Below are 19,112 nucleotides of genomic sequence, written 5' to 3'. Positions count from 1 at the left end.
TGCTATAATAACTCTACTGGCAGGGTATTCAACCAGTTGAAAAACCCAGCATCTAATCGATGCAATTAACCTTGAAAACTTAAGGTATGGGGTTCTTGCAAGAAATGCTTTGGCCATATAAAACCTTAAAGCACCAAGTACAGAGAACAAAGCATTTTTTTCTCAAGTACGGTAGGGCATACCGAAACTATCTCTGAAATGGGATGAACGACTGGGGAGACTCACCCCTCTGGAGTAGGTTAGGAAACTAGCTTGCTGTAAGGGTTGTCAATGAATCAGTAATCCAAAGCCGTGAGGCTTGGAGAATCCCCTTTCTTTAGAAATGGGGAGTATGTCAAAATAGTTGTTTGTGGGAATCAAAGGTAAACTTAGAACCCGCCCCTACAGAGCGCCCCTACAGATGTGCGGTTCTCCACAGCAATCAAAATCAGGAGCGAAAATAAAACCGCTAGCGGCGCTTAAATTAGTTTTTCGATTAAACATTGGGCAATTCGGTGAGAGGCACCGGGTTGTCCCATTCTTTTTTGACCATTTTCTGCAATGAATTTTAAGCGATTTTTATCTGCTAAAAGCGATCGCACAACATCAGGAATATCCCCAGGAGATTCAACTAAAATTAACGAAGGCCCTAACAAACGACTTTGGGCTTCTACAAATCTCGGGGTGAATTGTGGGCCTTTACCGGGAATGGCGATCGCAGGTTTTCCTAAGCCCACAAACTGTTCCGTTGCGGTTCCCGCCATCGCGATCGCCATATCTCCTTGATGCAAACAATCATTAAAGCGCGGCGTTAAAATGATTGTGGCATTTTTCCAACTGTATTGAACCTCTAAAGCTTCCTCTACAGGTGTTTTTTGCCACCCTAAACGGCTCAAATACTCATCGAAGGGGTTGAACTCTAACGAGGGAGCGATCGCGGCTAAAAAGACCCATTTTTGCTGAGGAGAAAACCCTTGAACTAAGTCAGTCACCGCTTGAATGATCCGTTGCCAATTTTCAGAGGCTTCTGGGAAGCGAGAACCCGGTAAAAGTGTGATGGTCAGCGTTTCGTTGCAGTTAGAAATGGGAGTAATTTGTGGTTGCAAATCATCCATCATCGGGTTTCCCAGATCAAAGGCAGGAATTGACCATTTTAAGAGGGTTTCAGTCGTTAAACGATCTCTCGGAAAAACCGCTTTGCAGCGAGAATGACTCATTAACCCCCGTTCCCAAGGAAGATAAACCGAACCTGACCAGCCTTCCCAACGCTGCATCCAAGACTGACGTGAGACAGGCCCAAGTTCATCCCGCAAGTAATACTCTGACTTTGCGGTTCCCACAAAAGCGTAGCTTGCGCCACTGAGCCATGCAAACAGTAGCGGTACAATATCCCCAACGGCGAGGATGGATGCTCCCTGTTTCGCCCAACTGCGAACAATTTGAAATTGAATGCGAGTAAGCTGCAATAAACCACCCTGGACATCTCGCAACAATTGTTTGCCATCCATGTAGATAAAGCCACCTGAAGGCATGGGCTGAACCGGACCTGCGATCGGCACATTTTCGAGTTGATGGTAGGCTTTTCCCTCTCCAACTAAAGGCAAAGCGGCTAACTGGGGAGGGTTTGGAAGACGTTGTAATTGCTGCAAAATGCGAACTGCGATCGCATCTTCCCCGTGACCATTACTGAGACACAATAATTTCACGTATCTAAGACAGATTGACGTTCTTTCTGTCAGATTAGCAGTACAGAAGACAGAAGTGAAGCTGCTATCGCTCAGACTGTTCAGACTGAGTTAACAATTAGGGGTTTTAACGGCTTGCTTCGCCTCAAAATTTTGAGCTTCCCAACGGCGGATTAACTTAGAAAATAAAATCTATGACTCAGTTTCGGGTTTGGTTTTGACATCCTCTCGCTCGCCATCCTCATCGTTTCCGGTGTAATCAGCGATAATCGTCACTTTATTGTTAGATAGTCTCGATAACGTGGCAGTCCAGCCCAACATCTGAGTCGCTGTAAAGCCTGTTGATAAGATTAACCAACCTAATAGAATTGTGCGTTTCATGTGATTAACCCCAATCTCTACAAATGCGAATAACTAACCCTTTTTAGGGGGAAAACTGGGTGATTGCAATCACCCGCTTGAATTAAAAAAAATTGTTTGGTATCTTTCTAGCGAGTCTGTTTTACTTCAGTCCATCCTGCTAGCAAAAACCAAATGATTTTTCAGTTCTACAGCTTATTCTCTATCAGGTTTTCCTATTTTGGGAAGTGGGGAGTGACCCATCAAGATGTTAATCCATCATGGGTATCTACACCTGTAATGAGTCTCAAATATTGACGAAACACATAGATTCTGTGGTGAACGCTTATCAGTTGTTATAATACTATAATTCTAATTGTATCAACGCGATTCAAGCTCTAAAAATATGGGCTAATAGTGACCGATCAGTGATATTGATCAGCCCTGAATAACGAAATCTATCCCATTAAACGTTAGTTAAATATTTAACAAGAGAGACAATCAGATTTGATGCAACAAATTAATGCCAATACTCCGATCACAATTTTACTCTGTATTATCGCTGTAATCTTAGCGACTGGATTGGGGATTTTAACCTCTCGTTGGATCGCGAAACCGATTTTAAGGCTGAGTGAAGCCAGTTAAGCGATCGCTAGAGGTGCAAAATCAGCAAAAGCCAGTGATGAACTCCATCAAAAAGTAAGCGTTGAACCGATAGGGGATTAACAATGTTGGTAAGTAATCTGACTGTAGAACAACTTCAAGATTTAATTCGGCACACCGTTGAGCAATGCCTAGAGGAATATTTTGGTGATCCTGATGTGGAGTTAAATGTGAAACCAGAAGTTCAACAGAAATTGCAAGAAATTATACAGTCTCGACTTTTCAGAAATTTGTAGGGGCGGGTTCTTCGAGAGCTTTTTCACTTCACCCAAATATTACTAAACCCTCCCCAAGCCTAACTTACAAGCAGATATAAGAATAACTGATATTGCAGATTATTCAACCGTTATTTCGTTAAATATCGTTGATTATACAAACTCCACTCGCCTTCATTTCCTTTATCATGTCAGTTAAGTATTGGATCACTTCTTCTATAACCTCCCTAATTGCATTACGATCATTTTCTTGTCCACACTCTACTAAATCAGACCATCTATCATCAAGAATATCCTCTACAAGTTTTGAGTATTTTGGATGAGCTCCTATATGAAAATAAAGGGGTACTTTTAAAAAATTTATACGGCTGTTTTCATCAAAACAGTCATATCTTTTGGCAGCCAGGATCAATTTACTTTTTTCACAGACTTCCAAAGGTATAATGTGATGTGCTACATCTGAATTACTCGATTTCTTGATTGGAGAAGATTTTCTAATAATCTTCGTCATAGCTGCTAAATCTTCAGGAGTAAACTTATCTCCTTGAACTCTTGCAGCATATATTAATATTACTAATAATTGTTCATAAGTTACAGTCATCTCATAGATTTTACGATTCTTAGTATTTCTTTGTTTTGTTAGTAGTAGCTTTTCGTTATTGCAATCAAATTCTCCAAAATAATCTCCCGGCTCAATATTAAGCTGTTTTGAGAGCAAAGAACCTTTATCAATTGTAATATTTTCAAAATATCTTTTTTCCTGTCCCATTATCCTACTCTCCGTCCTAGTAACCTTAACACTTGTATCAATAATTCAAAAATCTCATCTAACTCATTAGAATTAAAAATTTCTTGGAAACGTTTATTATATTTTGAACGATCCAATTTTCGGAGTTTACGAATAATTTTTTGCTGTTCAGGCTTTATTTTTCCTTGTTTTTCTCCTTGTTTTATCGCTTCATCAAACTTTTTCAAAAAGTCATCAATGGTCATATTATCTACTTCTCTTTTAACATCTTCTGGGGGAATTGGAGGGAATGGTCTTCCAGAACTAGAACTTTTGATACCTAATAAACCCAATACAAAAGATAGGGTAAGTGACCAGATAAAGAAAACTGGGTAAACATACCAAAACCATTCTGGATGAGTTACTTGTGAAAATGTACCTTGATGAAGAAAAAGGCCGTCAATTAACAAACAGAAACCACCGAGAACGACCGAACATGGAATAATAAGAAGAACATAGCTTAAAACCTCTCCAATTCCATTAAAACTTCCTGAAGGTGAATTCATTTCAGAGATTAACAGACCCATCCCAACAACTAATCCAAAAATTGCCCAGCCAATTAAAAATTTTGTTTGAAAATGAACTGAATTAGATCCTGATGCCATGATCGCTCTCCTAATGAAAAACTAGATAATCTGAAATTTACGAAGTTTTTGTGTTGAATTATAAAATTTAATAATTGCATTGTTCTCAATAACATATCATCTTATTGGTGGTTGACACAAGCGAAAATAGTGGTATATTGTGGGAAGTTTTAAATATTTCCGGTTCTCAAATCGTGGGAAAAAGTGGGAAAAAGTTCCCATAATTGCAAAAAGTGGGATAAAGTGGGGAAAATTCAGACTCAACGACAACCTCACCTACATTTATGAATATTCAAGAAGTCTTGCAGTGGACTGATGAACAGGTGTTCGCTAAAACGGGAAAACATCTCGACTCTCTGCAAAAAGCGATCCTAGAAGGAACTTGGCAAGGTCAAAAATACGGAGAAATCGCAGAGAATTATAACTGTAGTCATGATCATGTTAAAAAACAAGCTTGGAAATTATGGAAAGTTCTATCTGATATCCTAGAGGAAGATATAAAACAGTCAAACTTTCGTTCTCTTTTTGAAACATTAGGTTCTTCTAGTAATATCAAGAATAATTGTGTAAATATTGTAAATAATAGCGTTAATTTGAATAGTGAAAATTCACAATCTTCAGAAATAACACAACATCAGAACCCCAATTTACAAAAAGATAGATCGCACCCGCCTAATAACAATAATTCCAATCTAAATCAACCTAAAAAATATTCTGATTTAACAGAAGCACCTGAAGTTTTAAGTTTTTACGATCGCACTTCTGAACTCTCCACCCTGAAACAATGGATATTAGAAGAACAGATGCGACTCATTACAATATACGGACTGAGTGAAATTGGGAAAAGTGCGATCGCAGTTCAACTTATTAAAGAAATTAAACAGGAATTTGATATCATTATTTGGCGGAGTTTGAGTCACAAACCCCTATTATCAGAATTGAAAACAAATTTAATTCAATGTTTATCTCAAATAGGAGATTCTCCCTTAGCCACTATCTTAGATTATTTTCGCTCTTATCGTTGTTTACTCATTTTAGATGATCTGCAATCTATTTTGTGTTCAGGACAATTAGCAGGTCAATATTTACCTGATTATGAAGATTATGGCTTATTTTTTAAACAAATTTCGACTTCATACCATCCTAGTTGTTTAATACTTCTGAGTTGGGAAAAAGCGAGAGAAATTGCCACATTAGAGGGAATAAATTCTTGTATTAGAACTTTACATTTACAAGGGTTAGGAGAGGGCGGAAAAGCACTTTTGCAAGAAAAAGAATTACTGGATGAGGAACAATGGTTAGAGTTGATTGAACTGTATCAGGGTCATCCTGTAGCGTTAAAACTTATTGCTAATACAATAGATAACTTATTTAACGGTTGTGTTTCTCAGTTTTTAAATAGTAAAACTGTATTTTTAGGAGATTTAGAACCCCTTTTACAGAGCCATTGGCAACGGTTATCTGTAATGGAAAAACAAATTATGATTGAAATGGCAAATCAATCAAAGGAAGTAGAGATTGAACCTATGATATTAGAGTTAAAATTATCCAGGGATGAAGTTATCAATGGAATACAATCTTTACAACGTCGAGGGTTAGTAGAAAAAAGAAAAGAAGCCAATCACTCTAAATTTTTTCTTAACCCTTTGTTTAAAATCTATATGGTAAAAAAAGGAGTAAATCAATAATATCTTTAATTGTTGGTTTCCCAGTAGAATCGGTTTTATATAACCCGAAACGCCTGAAGTAAAAATGGAAACGAGACAATTATCTAACTAAATAACTGATTTATTGTTGCCTACAAACTGGCTTTTTTATATTTATTTAATGGAATCAGGCAAAAGGAGAATATTCTTCTTTTGCCTATTTTAATCTGTTATATTCTAATGGGTGATTAACTGCCTAAATCACTTCATCGGGTTATATTCAGCTAAATAGAATCTTCAGGAACACCCGGACGAATTCAAGTCACCGAAGCCACTTATGAACGCTGAAAAGGTCAATATGGCTTTAAAAAACGAGGTAAAATTTCTGTCAAAGGGAAAGCAGAAATGATCGCCTATTGGTTAATCAAAAAACAGAAAAATCTCTAAGTTATAGCTGGTTGAAAAAGTCTCAACATTTGATTTCCTCCTTTTTGAAATTCATAGGAAACGGCTTCAATTTGTACCATCCATCCTTGCTGTTGTAAAGTGCTAATGACGGGAGTCAAATAGGGTGAGAGATTTCCAGCGAGATCCAACAAGGGAAAAATTCTCACTTCCGCCGCCACTCGACACAATTCTAACAGAGATTCTAGATTAAATTCTAATGATAAATGTTGAGAATAAGTAAACAATAAATGACTGCATAATGCCAAGTCAAACTGTTTAGAATTAAAGGGTAATTTCGGTAACTCTGCGGTTAAATACCGTCCTTGTTCTTTTCCTTGAATAAAATCCTCTAAAAATTGCTGCATCGCCGCCATTCTTAACTCTCCTAAATGTTCAGGAGATTTAACATTTTCCCAAACATAATCATCTTTATTTTGATCCAGTTGATCGATAACAGTTGAATAAGTAGCTTGAATGCGCTGATCAATTTCATCGGCTGAAAACTGATAAACCGGATCACAAGAAATGACTTGATATCCTCGGCGTTTCATCTCGCAATTAAAGCTAGCAGGGCCACCCGCACAATCTAGAATAGAAAGTGCTAATTCCTCGGGAGTTAACGCAAACATTTCTAGATAATCTTCAAAGCTGCGTCCCCAAGGAATAACGTTCCTGAGTTGAAATCCCATTTTTTTATTTATTTTAAATCTAATAAACCACTGGTTTTAAGTTTGGGATTGAAGCGAATTTCTTCTTGTAAACCCCGTTCTTTTAGAATCTGTAAAAGATCAGCTTCTATTCGTCTGGCAACATTTTTTAAGAGCTTTTCTTGATCAAGTCCGTCGCTTTTTTCATAGGTCGCCTTTTCTGCCTCTGTCATCAATGGTTTGACATTAATCGCTTGATTCCATTGTTCAGCTTGCGCTTCATTTCCGATGGGAACTGAACCATTTTCAGCGATCCAAGCCTGTCGTATTTCTTCTAAAATCGTGCGACTCGGACGTTCAATCGTTTGTACTTTCACCCCATAACAGTCTTGAGGTTTGCGAACTAAATGTTGTTTTAAGCTGAGATAAATATCGCGAGAATAACCGACATATTGTAAGATTTGATCGCGATTAAATATAGCGTAAACTCCTATTTTTCCTTGCAACGAGAGGGGAAGTAGACCTTGTTCGTCAATGTAGGAAATATTGTCTAAACTGGCTAAAGTAGAAATTTCGGTTTGAGTGGTCATTGTTAGGTTAAGTTCTAGAGAAATCCGGCTAAGTTTAACGGCAATTAAGCTTGACGGTAAATCGCACACAAGCGACTGGGTTTAAAGATTTTGGCTTGAAACATAAAGTTTGGAGGAACATTAACAATAATATAATCCTCCGACTCATGGTATTGTTCAAATTCGCTTGGCATTCCTTTCGGAGTTTGAAGGCTATAAGGAACGGGTTGAAATAAAAGTTCAGTGAATTCAACAGATTTTCCCTGAAGTTGCTGACTCAGTTGATTGAGAAACGTTTGACTCGTCAGTAAGCCAAATAATATCGTTTTTGCTTGTGGATCGAGAGTAAAACTGGCATCAAAACTTTCAATGATTTTTAGACCCATTACACATTCACCTAAAACTTGACAAGGGGAACAAATGATGAACCAACAAAATAGCCGTTAATCAAGGTTATGCTTTCTCTAAATGTCCCTGAGATCATCATAAGACGATTGGGGACAGTTCCCAACGCTGAAACACCGGGAAAATTGTGAAGTATTATGAAAAAGGCTGATAACTCAAGACGCAGCCTGATAGACAGTATTCTAATTTTGGGGTCGAATGGAGTGATCAGTCCCCGTTTGGGTTAGCATTGCTTTGTCACTGTTTGTTGTAGCGATCGCCATGCACAATAGAGAAGCCTCTTCTTTAACAGGTTCTAGAACATCAACGGATTGGTTTAAAATTGCCGAGTACGCTTCTGTGATTGGATCAACAATTGGTTCTCTGGTTGCTGCTGCGTGGTACAGGCAGATTTTATATGCTGCAACTCCTATCAGTGCAGCACTTTGGCTAAACTTGATTAACAGACAACGCTTTGAACAGCAAATCCGACAATATACCGAATCTGTGATCGCAGATGTTCATATAGTCGTTGATTCTCTACACGAACAGATGCAAAATTCTCCCTCTGAAGCGAGTGAACTTGATCCGATTACTGAAGTGTTAACGGAGTTGCAGCGAGTCACTCAAAGTTTAGAACATGATGTGATTAGACAGCAAGATTGGGAAGTGATGAATGTCCGCATAAAATTAATCGAAGAAGCGATAGAAGCGGTGAAACAAACCGCTATTTCAACCCAACAGTCTGAGACTCCCGCCTCTAAATCTTCCTCAATTTCTGCGCCTGTTGATGTAAAACTCGCTCGACTTCATCGACAAGTTGTTAAACTCGATCGACAAAATCGAGAGCTGGTAAAACCCTATCTTCAACGCTTAAATCAAGCCATCAAAAAACTACAAAAAAGACCCGACGACGTTCTCTAACGTTTAGGGAAATTTAACCCACTTCCTGAGACATTTTCCGAGCTTGTTTAGCCATCTCAATCAGGGTATGATGAGCGTCTTCAGAATTCTCAAGTTTCCGCTCAAACGAAACGTGCAGAGGTGTAGATTTTTCTTCGACTAATGCGGTTAGATTCATTCCTTCTGGATCAATAGAAACCATACGAGCCGAGGTAGCATTGGGAGCTTGAGCAAAGATTTGGGCATAAAGCAAAATGGCTTCAGTGTGATCCTCATTCATATGAGCGCAAATGCGATCGCTAATTTCTGGGGTTAAAGGTTCTGCTGACATGGTTTTAATTCCTTAATTCCAGTTTTATTAATCATACAACAATCGAACTCAAAGGGCATCCTAACGACGGTATTCATCCCCACAGTCTCCAATCATTCGGAATAAGTCTTGAGATTTTTCAGTAACCGCCTGAATTTTCTGATAATCTTCGGGATCTAAACTAAATTCAAACACCCGAGCATTTTCAGCAAGATGTTCAGAAATCCCTAAACGCGAACCAATCATCGTCCCCGCAACAGTTGGCTGTTCGAGAATATAACGCACCGCCACATTAGAAAGACTCACTTGATGTTGATCAGCTAGGGTTTTGAGCGTCGTTAATAGCTCTTGAAATAAACTCCAACCGCCCCAAGCATCAATCATATTTTTATACTTTTTCAAGCTGACGGTTTCAAGCTGAAAATTTTGCGGTTCGGGTTGGTTCAAATACTTTTCTGATAAAAAGCCTCCACACAAAACCCCATAGGGTAAAAGCTTAATATCCTGTTTTTGGCAATATTCAACCATCTGCTGCAACGGACGCTGATCGACCAAAGAAAACTGTACTTGATTAGAAACAATTTTGATGCCATTTTCAACAATAATTTTCAGATGTTCGGTATCAAAATTCGTTAACGCTAAATGTTTGATTTTCCCCTCAGACTGCAATTCGCTCATGTGGTGTAGAGCGTCTAAATAACTTTTATCGCGATATTCCCACCAATGAAACTGTAACAAATCCAGAGTTTCTACACCCATTCGTTGACGAGAAATATCAATATTTTTCTCAACCACCGCTTTAGTCATTTTCCCCGGTCGAGGTACCCATTTTGTAAACGCTTGTAGATTTGCTAAAGCTTCTTGACCCCGTTGATTAACAATTTGTTTGCGAAACTCACCAATAAAATCTTCCGCAGGGCCATAATGATCGGCCAGATCCCAGGTCGTATAACCCGCGTCCATATATTGAAACATACTGTCAATCGCGGCTTTGGGGTCAATACGTCCGTGATAGCCGGAAACTTGCCACATCCCATTTAAAATTCGACAGATGTTTAAATCATCAGTAAATTGATAGCGACTAGAAGTTGGTAGACTCATGTTCAGGAGTGATGGTTAACAGACACTCTCCAGTTTAGAGAAAAATTGCCTCTTGATTTCATGACTGCTAGAGGTGATTGATGAATTACCCCTACGCTCCTGGTGACTTACAATTATTAAATCTGGTTCAAGCGAGTTCAAGCTGTTCATCGCCAGATGTCAACAGCTACATCGGCTTGATCCCGACAGGCTGAGATAATCTAAGCCTGATGGAGCTTGCAACAATTCTTTACAATTGGTAGAAGTAATATGTATAAGTCATGGCTTTGATCCTAACCCTTGGTCAACGGCAGCCAGGGATTTTATAAAACCCACTAAAATGGATGGTAATGTCCACCAAAAATCATCGGGATTCCCGAGAACCTAAATTTGATCAACGACCCCCAGCCCCAATACAAGAGGAGAGTGGACGCTCTGTGTTTCAACGTTTAAAACAAGATTTAAAAAGTGACCTGATCGCAGGTTTATTAGTCGTTATCCCCTTGGCGACGACTATTTGGTTAACGATTACCATCGCCAGTTCGGTGATTGAGTTTTTGACGCGAATTCCTAAACAGGTTAATCCCTTTGATGGACTGCATCCCATTTTAGTTAACTTACTCAACGTTGTTGTGGGATTAGCGGTTCCGCTTTTGGGGATCTTATTCATTGGGTTAATGGCCCGTAACATTGTGGGTCGCTGGCTGCTTGATTTCGGCGAACAAATCCTGCAAGCAATCCCTCTGGCGGGTTCAGTCTATAAAACCCTCAAACAGATTTTAGAAACCCTGCTCAAAGATTCTAACGATAAGTTTCGTCGTGTGGTTTTAGTTGAATATCCCCGACATGGAATTTGGACACTGGCGTTTGTGACGGGAAATGTCAGCGAAGAGATCCAGTCAAAAATGACGGAACAGATGATCAGCATTTTTATTCCCACAACCCCCAACCCCACCAGTGGATGGTACGCTGTGGTTCCGACTAATCAGGTGATGAACCTGACTCTATCGGTCGAAGATGCCTTTAAAATTATAGTGTCTGGTGGTATTGTCAATTCTACCGCCCCCTTGAAACCCACTCAAAACGATCCTGTTAGCGATCAAAAACTTGAACGGTTAATCCCTAACGAGAACCGACTGCAAACAGTACCATTAGATGAGGAATGATCAAGGATTAGCCTTAGATTGAGAATATTTCCTCAACACTGCTCGTTCTAAAACTCTCGTTTGATATTACAACTCACTGGGGAATTCTATGCAAGCTCGCCGAAGCGCTCGTGAACTCGCTGTTCTAGGTATTGGTCAACTTCCAAGCAGTTCAGAAAAACTCGCGACTCAACAAATTCAAGATATCGTCTTGGCTGTTGTGCGGACACTCGCCACCGAAAGTCAAGAGTCTCTAGAAACTGCAATGGTTGAATTGCAACGGGGAAATGATCGCCTGATGGGAAGTCAATTTCGAGCAAGCGATCTACAAAGTGCTAGAGCGATGATCCAAGAAGCCATTGAACTGACGCAGAGCGCCGTTAATCGTTTAGCAACGGCTGTCGAGTTTCCTGAACTGATCCAACTGGCTCGACAGGAAGAAGTCGTCGGCTACACCATTGATATTTTAACGGCTGTTAATACTCACCGCACGGAAATTGACGAACTGTTGAATCAAGCAATGGTAGACTGGCAAATGAGCCGTTTACCTCGAATTGATCGCGATATTTTAAGAATTGCTGTAGCTGAACTGTTATACCTGGGAGTTCAAGAGCAAGTCGCAGTTAATGAAGCCGTCGAACTCGCTAAACGCTACAGCGATGAAGAAAGCTATCGATTTCTCAATGGAGTATTGCGTCGTGCTGTTGATAAAATTCAAGCTGATGTTCCCATTCAGAGTTAATCCTTAATACACAAGACCGAATAATAGTAACTCTAACCCCCCAAAGAGTTACTAATAACGGTCAAAATAGGTGGAAATAATTTTGATGATTTTATTCTATAGCACTACGCCGACACGGTATTTGACATTGGTAAAAGCGAAAAGTTGGCGGTGTCTGTTTCCGTCCCGCCAAACTTTTCAAGAAGCTGAAAACCTTTTATAGTCGAACTTTTGCCTTTTGCCTTTTGCCTTTTGCCTTTTGCCTTTTGCCTTTTGCCTTTTGCCTTTTGCCTTTTGCCTTTTGCCTTTTGCCTGCGCGTAGCGCCATAAACTTTCAGTCAATTGGTGATTATAATTTAACCCTAAAAATGCTACTATCGCTGCGGATTGAGAATTTTGCTCTGATTGATCATCTCGATCTAGAACTGGGATTAGGTTTAAACGTTTTTACCGGGGAAACTGGCGCTGGAAAATCCATTATCCTCGATGCCATTGATGCAGTTTTAGGCGGAAAAGTAGATCGTCGTGTGATTCGTACAGGTGCAAAACGATCCATTTTAGAAGCCACTTTTGAAGTCGAACCCCTGATCGCCTCTTGGTTAGCCCAACAAGAAATTGATTTAGTTGATGGCACTCTCGCCGTTTGTTGTCGTGAAATTACACTCTCTGGCGGAAAACTTCGCACCCGTTCCCGTTTAAATGGGATTTTAATCAGTCGAAAACTCTTAGAAGAAGTTCGCGATCGCTTTGTCGAAATTACCGCCCAAGGTCAAACGTTACAACTGAGTCAACCCAGTTTACAACGAGAATGGTTAGATCTCTATGGGGGACATGATTTAATTGTTGCTAAAAAAACAGTAGCCGCAGCTTATACCCAAGCCTCACAAGCGAAAAATACCTTAGAAAATCGCCGTCAGTTTGAACAACAACGTCTCCAAAGATTAGATTTATTACTCTATCAAACTCAAGAATTAGACTCCGCTCATTTAACCGATGCTGATGAATTAGAACAACTCAAACAAGAATCTAATCGCCTCAGTCATGTGGTTGAACTTCAACAGCAAAGTTATAAAATATATCAGGGATTGTATGAAAATGATGAGGGAAAAGCTGCCTCAGATTTACTGTCTCAAGCGGAAAATTTATTAACCGATATGGTGGAATATGATCCGCAACTACAACCGATTTTAGCAATGGTGGAAGATGCGTTAGCCCAAGTTACCGAAGCGGGGCGACAAATTAGCAGTTATGGTGAACAACTTGAGTCTGATCCGCAACGACTCCAAGATGTCGAAGATCGCATTCAACAACTGAAACAAATTTGTCGCAAATATGGTCAAACGTTAGCCGACGTGATCAGCTATTATGAGAAAATTCAAGCTGAACTGAAAGAATTACAAGAAGGTGAACAATCCCTCGAAGCCTTGGAAAAAGCCTATCAAGAAACCGCTCAACAATTAGCGATTGCTTGTGAAAGCTTAACTCAATTGCGTCAAAAAACCGCTTCTAAATTGGAAACTCATTTAATAGAAGAACTCAAACCTTTAGCGATGGAAAAGGTTAAATTTGAGGTCGAAATCAGCCCAATGGAACCCACTATTAATGGAGCAGATCAGATAGAATTTTGTTTTAGTCCTAACCCCGGTGAACCGCTACAACCCTTGGGTGAAATTGCATCAGGTGGAGAAATGAGTCGGTTTTTGTTAGCATTGAAAGCTTGTTTTTCTCAAGTCGCAGGTTCAGGAACGTTAGTCTTTGATGAAATTGATGTTGGTGTTTCTGGACGAGTCGCCCAAGCCATTACCCAAAAATTACATCAACTTAGTCAACATCATCAAGTTTTATGTGTGACTCACCAACCCATTGTCGCGGCGATGGGCGATCACCATTTTCAGGTGAAAAAAGAAGTGATTCGTGATCAGGTTTCTAGCGAAGGAGAAGAAAGAACGGTTGTACGAGTGATGCAACTAACAAACCATCAACGTCGCGAAGAATTAGCACAGTTGGCGAGTGGACGTTCTGCTACTGAAGCGATCGCTTTTGCAGACTCTTTACTGACTCAAGCCGATTATAGCAGGCAACAGGCAACAAGCAAAGATCAGTCGGAAAAACCGTCTATTTCCTGAAATTTATTCAGTCTTGATTTTTCAAGTGATGAATTGATAACATCCCTTAATAAAAGATCAAAAAAGACTACAATTGAAACATTTAAAATACATATCAAACACCCTCTATTTTTTTAGCAAAAATTGTGCGAAAATAATCCTAATTCAGACAGAGCCAGTGACATTCTCTTCAAGTCTCGATCTAAAGGAGTCAATTAGTAGCTATGGAAACCAATAATTCTAATTCGGAAAAACAGAGACTGCAAGCCACTGTTAGCGAGAATATTCCTTGGAAAAAATGGGGGCCTTATTTAAGCGAACGTCAGTGGGGAACCGTCCGAGAAGACTACAGCCAAACCGGAAATGCTTGGGACTATTTTACCCATGATCAGTCCCGTTCTCGGGCTTATCGTTGGGGTGAAGATGGGTTAGGTGGAATTTCTGATGATCAACAACAATTTTGCTTTGCATTAGCCCTGTGGAATGGAAAAGATCCGATTCTCAAAGAGCGCCTTTTTGGACTAACAAACAGTGAAGGAAATCACGGCGAAGATGTCAAAGAATATTACTTTTATCTAGACAGTACGCCGACTCATTCCTACATGAAATACCTGTATAAATATCCACAGGAAGCCTTTCCTTACAGTGATTTAGTTAAAACCAATCGTCATCGCAATCGTCTAGAGTTAGAATATGAACTGATTGATACAGGAATATTTGATGAAGATCGCTACTTCGATGTATTTATAGAATATGCCAAAGAAACACCAGAAGATATTCTGATTAAAATTACGGTGTGTAATCGGGGGCCAGAAGCGGCATCTCTACAGGTTTTACCGACATTTTGGTTCCGAAATAATTGGTCATGGTTTCCTCAAACTCCCCCCAAACCGACTCTCAAACAACTCAATGATCAAACCATCGCGGCTGATCATCATCAACTGGGTAAACGGTATTTATATTGCGATCGCACCGTTCCTCTATTATTTACAGAAAACGAAACCAACACGCAACGCATCTTTAATATTCCTAATGCTTCACCCTATGTTAAAGATGGCATTAATAACTATATTTTAGAGGGAAAAACCGATGCTGTTAACCCGGATAAAATCGGAACCAAAGCGGCAGCCAGTTATCGATTAGAAGTTCCTGCTGGGGGTGAACAAACGATTCAATTGCGATTAAGTGATCGCTCATTTTCTTCTCCAGAAACAGCCTTTGGTGATCAGTTTGAATCTATCTTCAAGACTCGTCTAAAAGAAGCCGATGAATTCTATAATAGTGTCATTCCCTCAACCCTTTCTGAAGACGCTCACAACATCATGCGTCAGGCTTTTGCGGGGATGATGTGGACGAAGCAATTCTACTATTATCCCGTAGGAGATTGGTTAAATGATGAAATTTTGCCCCCTGACTGTCCGAGTCGCTTTATCAGCCGCAATAAAGAATGGTTTCACCTCGAAAGTGCAGATATTCTCTCCATGCCAGATAAATGGGAATATCCCTGGTTTGCCGCTTGGGACTTAGCGTTTCATTGTTTAGTATTAGGGATGATTGATATCGATTTTGCAGAAGATCAACTGCGGTTGATGACCAATCAAGTTTATCTACATCCGAATGGTCAAATTCCCGCCTATGAGTGGAACTTTAGCGATGTAAACCCGCCTGTTCATTGTATGGCAACAGCGCAAGTTTATCTCATGGGTAAACTTGCAAATGAAGGCAAAGGCGATCGCGTTTTCCTCGAAAGTATGTTTCACAAATTGTTAATGAACTTTACTTGGTGGGTCAACCGAAAAGATGCTCAGGGTAATAATGTTTTTGAAGGCGGTTTTTTGGGTTTAGATAATATTGGAGTCTTTGATCGCAGTTCTATTATACCCGGAGGAGGAACTTTAGAACAAGCCGACGGCACCAGTTGGATGGCAATGTTTTGCTTAGATATGTTAGCCCTTGCCTTTGAATTAGCCCTAGAAAATCCCGTCTACGAAGATCTCGTCTGCAAATTCTACGAACATTTTATGTACATTGCGATGGCAATGGATCGCATTGGAGAAAACGCCGATGAATTGTGGGATGAAGAAGACGGTTTTTATTATGATGTGTTGCGCTTCCCCGATGGTTATTCAACTCGGGTAAAAGTCCGATCTATGGTCGGATTAATTCCTTTATTTGCAACAATGGTTTACGATTCTAAACTTTTAGAGAAAGTCCCCAAAGTCGCCAAGCGGATGGAAGATTTCAACAAAGAACATAGCAAAAGTATCAAAAATATTAGCGATCCCATTCAAACAAGCAGCACAGGAAAATGCTTGTTATCTCCAGTAAACCGCGAAAAATTACAGCGAATATTGCAACGAATGTTGGATGAATCAGAATTTTTGAGCGATTATGGAATTCGCGCCCTTTCCCGTTATCACAAAGATAATCCCTACATTTTTACAGTCGCAGGAAATGTTTATCAGGTTGATTATGAACCGGCGGAATCTTCAAGCGGATTATTTGGGGGAAATTCTAACTGGCGCGGTCCGATTTGGATGCCTGTAAATATGATGTTGATCCAATCGTTACGGAAGATGTATGCTTACTATGGAGATGATTTCAAAGTCGAATGTCCGACAGGTTCAGGTCAATGGATGACGCTCTGGGAAGTGGCGAATGAAATTACCCGTCGTTTGAGTAATATTTTTCTGCAAAATGATCAGCAAAAGCGTCCCCTTTATGGGGAAAGTGAAAAGTTTCAAACTGATCCCCATTGGCGAGATTTAATTTTATTCTACGAGTATTTTCATGGGGACAGTGGTGCAGGAATTGGGGCGAGTCATCAAACCGGATGGACAGGGGTTATTGCTCGTTTAATGACGGTTGCTGCTACGGTTAATCCTCAAGATGTGTTGCAGGAAGGGTATATTTCAGCAGCTTTGAGTAACCTTTCACAAAACTTAGAGTCCTAGAGGAAGGATTTCGTAGAGGCGGGTTCTACAGATGATCAGTTCGTCAAAGATTCAAGAATAAAAACCACAAAGACACAGAGACACAAAGAGAGAAAACTTCGTGAATTTGTGGCTTAGTGGTTAATTTTAGTCTTGAAAAACTGTTTCCTGCTGAACTGAAAAATCCCTAGAAATTTAAACTTAATGTAAAGCTTCAGTAAAAAACCCATCACTAACTGTTATTTTTACAGATTGTTAATCTAGAATTAACCTTAAAGCTTTAACTTGAACTTAGTGAATTTACAGAAGTCAACTCATTCATTCTGACACTAGGTTAAGCCCAACCAGGGGAGACATTATTCATCTCTCTAAAACGCTCATGTCCTGAACTTGTAGTCAGGATGAAGACGTTGATTTCCCTGAGAGAGAGTTATTCATCACTTCAGTTATTTCTGGGTTAAAAGCTGGCATCTGAGCTTGAAGTCTTTGGAGATTCAAGACTTATTGATCTGCGTTTTGTAAAAACTATAAAAAATGGAGCAGAGCCATTCCAATGAGCAGCACAATCAACGATAGCGGTATAGTCAAACAGATGGCGATCTGGACGTTTGATACTCTCAATCTTGATGATGACGATGACGATGACGATGATGATGATGATGATGAGAGTGGTAGCGGTAGTGGCACAACGTTACCCATAAAAACCGAAAACCTGCGAGGAACACCCAGCTTGCAGATGTTCTATCAAGACATCGATGATGACGGTAAAGGGGGAATTGCCTATACAGATATCGCCGGAGTCACACACACAGCCGGAAGAGCAGCCGCTTGGGATGATATCAGAGGAGATGGACCAGACGCGGAACTCGTACTCGCACTTGATACCAGAGATTGGAAAAACATTTCACTGCGTTTCGATTATCAGTCAGACTCGGCGAACTCCTTTGATGTTGAATATAGCACTAATGGCGGTACCAACTGGACAAAATCTCTAGATAACGCCCCCCTCACACCAGGGGGAAGTTGGAGGACTGCCAATATTGATTTAACGACAGTAACGGCTATTGAAAATCAATCGTCTGTCCAAATTCGGATTAACGATTTAGCTCGAAATGGTAACAATGAATTCCGCTTTGATAACTTTGAAGTGGTTGGAGAAACAACCGTTACTAATCCCGCAGGAACAATTTCCCTCAGCACTCCCTATTCTGAAAACTTTGATTCCCTCGCCGCATCCGGTACAGGTAACGTTTGGAGTAACGGTAATACCCTCGAGGGTTGGTATTCCAATCGCACAACTTACAACGCAGGTTCGGGTACATCCAATGTAGGTGCTTTGTATAGTTTTGGTTCAAGTAGCGATCGCGCTTTAGGTTCGCTTGCGTCCAATCCAACCGGACAGATCCTAACGGGCGCCCGCTTCTACAACGATACGAACACTACATTATCCTCTCTTTCCATTAGCTATACGGGCGAACAATGGCGCAATGGGGGAAATACCACGCCCCAGAAACTCGATTTTGCCTACCAGATCGGTGCGACTAACCTCACGGGTGGCACCTGGACTAATGTTGATGCACTCGATTTTACCGGGCCAGTCGCCAGCAATAGCGCAGGTGGATTAAATGGTAACAACAATCGAGTTGACATTTCTGGGACTCTTAGCGGCTTCTCTTTGGCACCGGGTCAAGAAATTTGGCTGCGTTGGTCAGATGCTAACGATGCGGGGAATGATCACGGGTTGGCGATCGATAATCTCCAAGTTACCAAAAATTGCCGCACACGCCCCTACCTTCAGGTATGGGGATATAAGGCTCTTTCTAATGCTATAATAACTCTACTGGCAGGGTATTCAACCAGTTGAAAAACCCAGCATCTAATCGATGCAATTAACCTTGAAAACTTAAGGTATGGGGTTCTTGCAAGAAATGCTTTGGCCATATAAAACCTTAAAGCACCAAGTACAGAGA

At 40.2% G+C, this 19,112-nt stretch carries 18 protein-coding genes; 9 read left to right on the top strand and 9 right to left on the bottom strand.

What is annotated here, in order from left to right; all coding sequences use genetic code 11:
* Positions 1 to 458: 458 nt before the first annotated feature.
* Positions 459 to 1,685 carry a lipid-A-disaccharide synthase-related protein gene (locus WN50_RS00350; protein WP_046280184.1) on the bottom strand — a complete coding sequence of 409 codons (1,227 nt, stop codon included), beginning with the start codon at positions 1,683 to 1,685 and terminating at the stop codon, positions 459 to 461.
* 171 nt (positions 1,686 to 1,856) lie between these two features.
* A complete protein-coding gene (locus WN50_RS00345; RefSeq protein ID WP_046280185.1) occupies positions 1,857 to 2,045 on the bottom strand; it encodes a hypothetical protein in 189 nt (62 codons plus the stop codon).
* Between the two features lie 468 nt (positions 2,046 to 2,513).
* Between WN50_RS00345 and WN50_RS36780 the strand changes: the two genes are divergently transcribed.
* Positions 2,514 to 2,648, top strand: coding sequence for a hypothetical protein (locus tag WN50_RS36780; RefSeq protein WP_281062620.1), 135 nt, complete (start codon positions 2,514 to 2,516; stop codon positions 2,646 to 2,648).
* A gap of 83 nt (positions 2,649 to 2,731) precedes the next feature.
* A complete protein-coding gene (locus WN50_RS35070; RefSeq protein ID WP_200906177.1) occupies positions 2,732 to 2,902 on the top strand; it encodes a hypothetical protein in 171 nt (56 codons plus the stop codon).
* 118 nt (positions 2,903 to 3,020) lie between these two features.
* Here WN50_RS35070 and WN50_RS00340 read toward each other — a convergent pair whose 3' ends face one another.
* Together WN50_RS00340 and WN50_RS00335 are read right to left on the bottom strand one after the other, a co-directional pair.
* The gene (locus tag WN50_RS00340; RefSeq protein WP_049557298.1) at positions 3,021 to 3,650 is read right to left on the bottom strand and encodes an AHH domain-containing protein; all 630 of its coding nucleotides are present in this window, start codon (positions 3,648 to 3,650) and stop codon (positions 3,021 to 3,023) included.
* Entirely contained in the window at positions 3,650 to 4,273 is a 624-nt protein-coding gene (locus tag WN50_RS00335) for a hypothetical protein (RefSeq protein ID WP_046278769.1), read from the bottom strand. Before WN50_RS00335 ends, WN50_RS00340 begins: the two co-directional genes overlap by 1 nt.
* 263 nt (positions 4,274 to 4,536) lie before the next feature.
* Here WN50_RS00335 and WN50_RS00330 point away from each other — a divergent pair, with 263 nt between their 5' ends.
* Positions 4,537 to 5,940, top strand: coding sequence for a helix-turn-helix domain-containing protein (locus WN50_RS00330; RefSeq protein WP_046278770.1), 1,404 nt, complete (start codon positions 4,537 to 4,539; stop codon positions 5,938 to 5,940).
* Between the two features lie 401 nt (positions 5,941 to 6,341).
* Here the strand turns inward: WN50_RS00330 and WN50_RS00325 are convergent, their stop codons facing one another.
* The 3 genes from WN50_RS00325 to WN50_RS00315 are packed head-to-tail and all read right to left on the bottom strand — an operon-like array spanning position 6,342 to position 7,947.
* Entirely contained in the window at positions 6,342 to 7,034 is a 693-nt protein-coding gene (locus WN50_RS00325) for a hypothetical protein (protein ID WP_046278771.1), read from the bottom strand.
* 8 nt (positions 7,035 to 7,042) lie between these two features.
* The gene (locus WN50_RS00320; RefSeq protein WP_046278772.1) at positions 7,043 to 7,582 is read right to left on the bottom strand and encodes a GIY-YIG nuclease family protein; all 540 of its coding nucleotides are present in this window, start codon (positions 7,580 to 7,582) and stop codon (positions 7,043 to 7,045) included.
* Positions 7,583 to 7,626: 44 nt separating this feature from the next.
* Complete coding sequence (locus WN50_RS00315; RefSeq protein WP_046278773.1) at positions 7,627 to 7,947, bottom strand: hypothetical protein; 321 nt, start codon at positions 7,945 to 7,947, stop codon at positions 7,627 to 7,629.
* Between the two features lie 253 nt (positions 7,948 to 8,200).
* Between WN50_RS00315 and WN50_RS00310 the strand changes: the two genes are divergently transcribed.
* Positions 8,201 to 8,869, top strand: a complete 669-nt coding sequence (locus WN50_RS00310; RefSeq protein ID WP_235440781.1) for a hypothetical protein — start codon at positions 8,201 to 8,203, stop codon at positions 8,867 to 8,869.
* A 13-nt stretch (positions 8,870 to 8,882) separates the two neighbouring features.
* On the opposite strand, the gene WN50_RS00305 is transcribed toward WN50_RS00310, so the two are convergent.
* On the bottom strand, positions 8,883 to 9,179 hold the full coding sequence (locus tag WN50_RS00305) for a DUF2470 domain-containing protein (protein WP_046278775.1): 297 nt from the start codon (positions 9,177 to 9,179) through the stop codon (positions 8,883 to 8,885).
* 60 nt (positions 9,180 to 9,239) lie between these two features.
* Entirely contained in the window at positions 9,240 to 10,259 is a 1,020-nt protein-coding gene (locus WN50_RS00300) for an aldo/keto reductase (protein WP_046278776.1), read from the bottom strand.
* A gap of 416 nt (positions 10,260 to 10,675) precedes the next feature.
* Between WN50_RS00300 and WN50_RS00295 the strand changes: the two genes are divergently transcribed.
* The 5 genes from WN50_RS00295 (at position 10,676) to WN50_RS30720 (ending at position 19,006) form a co-directional block, all read left to right on the top strand.
* Positions 10,676 to 11,404, top strand: a complete 729-nt coding sequence (locus tag WN50_RS00295) for a DUF502 domain-containing protein (RefSeq protein ID WP_046278780.1) — start codon at positions 10,676 to 10,678, stop codon at positions 11,402 to 11,404.
* Positions 11,405 to 11,492: 88 nt separating this feature from the next.
* On the top strand, positions 11,493 to 12,125 hold the full coding sequence (gene nusB, locus WN50_RS00290; RefSeq protein WP_046278777.1) for a transcription antitermination factor NusB: 633 nt from the start codon (positions 11,493 to 11,495) through the stop codon (positions 12,123 to 12,125).
* Positions 12,126 to 12,472: 347 nt separating this feature from the next.
* Entirely contained in the window at positions 12,473 to 14,230 is a 1,758-nt protein-coding gene (gene recN, locus WN50_RS00285) for a DNA repair protein RecN (RefSeq protein WP_046278778.1), read from the top strand.
* A 203-nt stretch (positions 14,231 to 14,433) separates the two neighbouring features.
* Complete coding sequence (locus WN50_RS00280; protein ID WP_046278779.1) at positions 14,434 to 17,163, top strand: MGH1-like glycoside hydrolase domain-containing protein; 2,730 nt, start codon at positions 14,434 to 14,436, stop codon at positions 17,161 to 17,163.
* A gap of 532 nt (positions 17,164 to 17,695) precedes the next feature.
* The gene (locus WN50_RS30720; protein ID WP_152964654.1) at positions 17,696 to 19,006 is read left to right on the top strand and encodes a hypothetical protein; all 1,311 of its coding nucleotides are present in this window, start codon (positions 17,696 to 17,698) and stop codon (positions 19,004 to 19,006) included.
* Positions 19,007 to 19,112: the final 106 nt, after the last annotated feature.

Source organism: Limnoraphis robusta CS-951, assembly GCF_000972705.2.
Note: the sequence above shows the minus strand (reverse complement) of the source record. Positions and strands in the feature narration are given on the sequence as shown.

Bases quoted from the DNA above. Each gene is read 5' to 3' on its own strand.
- WN50_RS00345 (WP_046280185.1), bottom strand. From the start codon at position 2,045: ATGAAACGCACAATTCTATTAGGTTGGTTAATCTTATCAACAGGCTTT.
- WN50_RS30720 (WP_152964654.1), top strand. From the start codon at position 17,696: ATGAGCAGCACAATCAACGATAGCGGTATAGTCAAACAGATGGCGATC.
- nusB (WP_046278777.1), top strand. From the start codon at position 11,493: ATGCAAGCTCGCCGAAGCGCTCGTGAACTCGCTGTTCTAGGTATTGGT.
- WN50_RS00305 (WP_046278775.1), bottom strand. From the start codon at position 9,179: ATGTCAGCAGAACCTTTAACCCCAGAAATTAGCGATCGCATTTGCGCT.
- WN50_RS36780 (WP_281062620.1), top strand. From the start codon at position 2,514: ATGCAACAAATTAATGCCAATACTCCGATCACAATTTTACTCTGTATT.
- WN50_RS00280 (WP_046278779.1), top strand. From the start codon at position 14,434: ATGGAAACCAATAATTCTAATTCGGAAAAACAGAGACTGCAAGCCACT.
- recN (WP_046278778.1), top strand. From the start codon at position 12,473: ATGCTACTATCGCTGCGGATTGAGAATTTTGCTCTGATTGATCATCTC.
- WN50_RS00315 (WP_046278773.1), bottom strand. From the start codon at position 7,947: ATGGGTCTAAAAATCATTGAAAGTTTTGATGCCAGTTTTACTCTCGAT.
- WN50_RS00340 (WP_049557298.1), bottom strand. From the start codon at position 3,650: ATGGGACAGGAAAAAAGATATTTTGAAAATATTACAATTGATAAAGGT.
- WN50_RS00335 (WP_046278769.1), bottom strand. From the start codon at position 4,273: ATGGCATCAGGATCTAATTCAGTTCATTTTCAAACAAAATTTTTAATT.
- WN50_RS00330 (WP_046278770.1), top strand. From the start codon at position 4,537: ATGAATATTCAAGAAGTCTTGCAGTGGACTGATGAACAGGTGTTCGCT.
- WN50_RS00300 (WP_046278776.1), bottom strand. From the start codon at position 10,259: ATGAGTCTACCAACTTCTAGTCGCTATCAATTTACTGATGATTTAAAC.
- WN50_RS35070 (WP_200906177.1), top strand. From the start codon at position 2,732: ATGTTGGTAAGTAATCTGACTGTAGAACAACTTCAAGATTTAATTCGG.
- WN50_RS00325 (WP_046278771.1), bottom strand. From the start codon at position 7,034: ATGGGATTTCAACTCAGGAACGTTATTCCTTGGGGACGCAGCTTTGAA.
- WN50_RS00320 (WP_046278772.1), bottom strand. From the start codon at position 7,582: ATGACCACTCAAACCGAAATTTCTACTTTAGCCAGTTTAGACAATATT.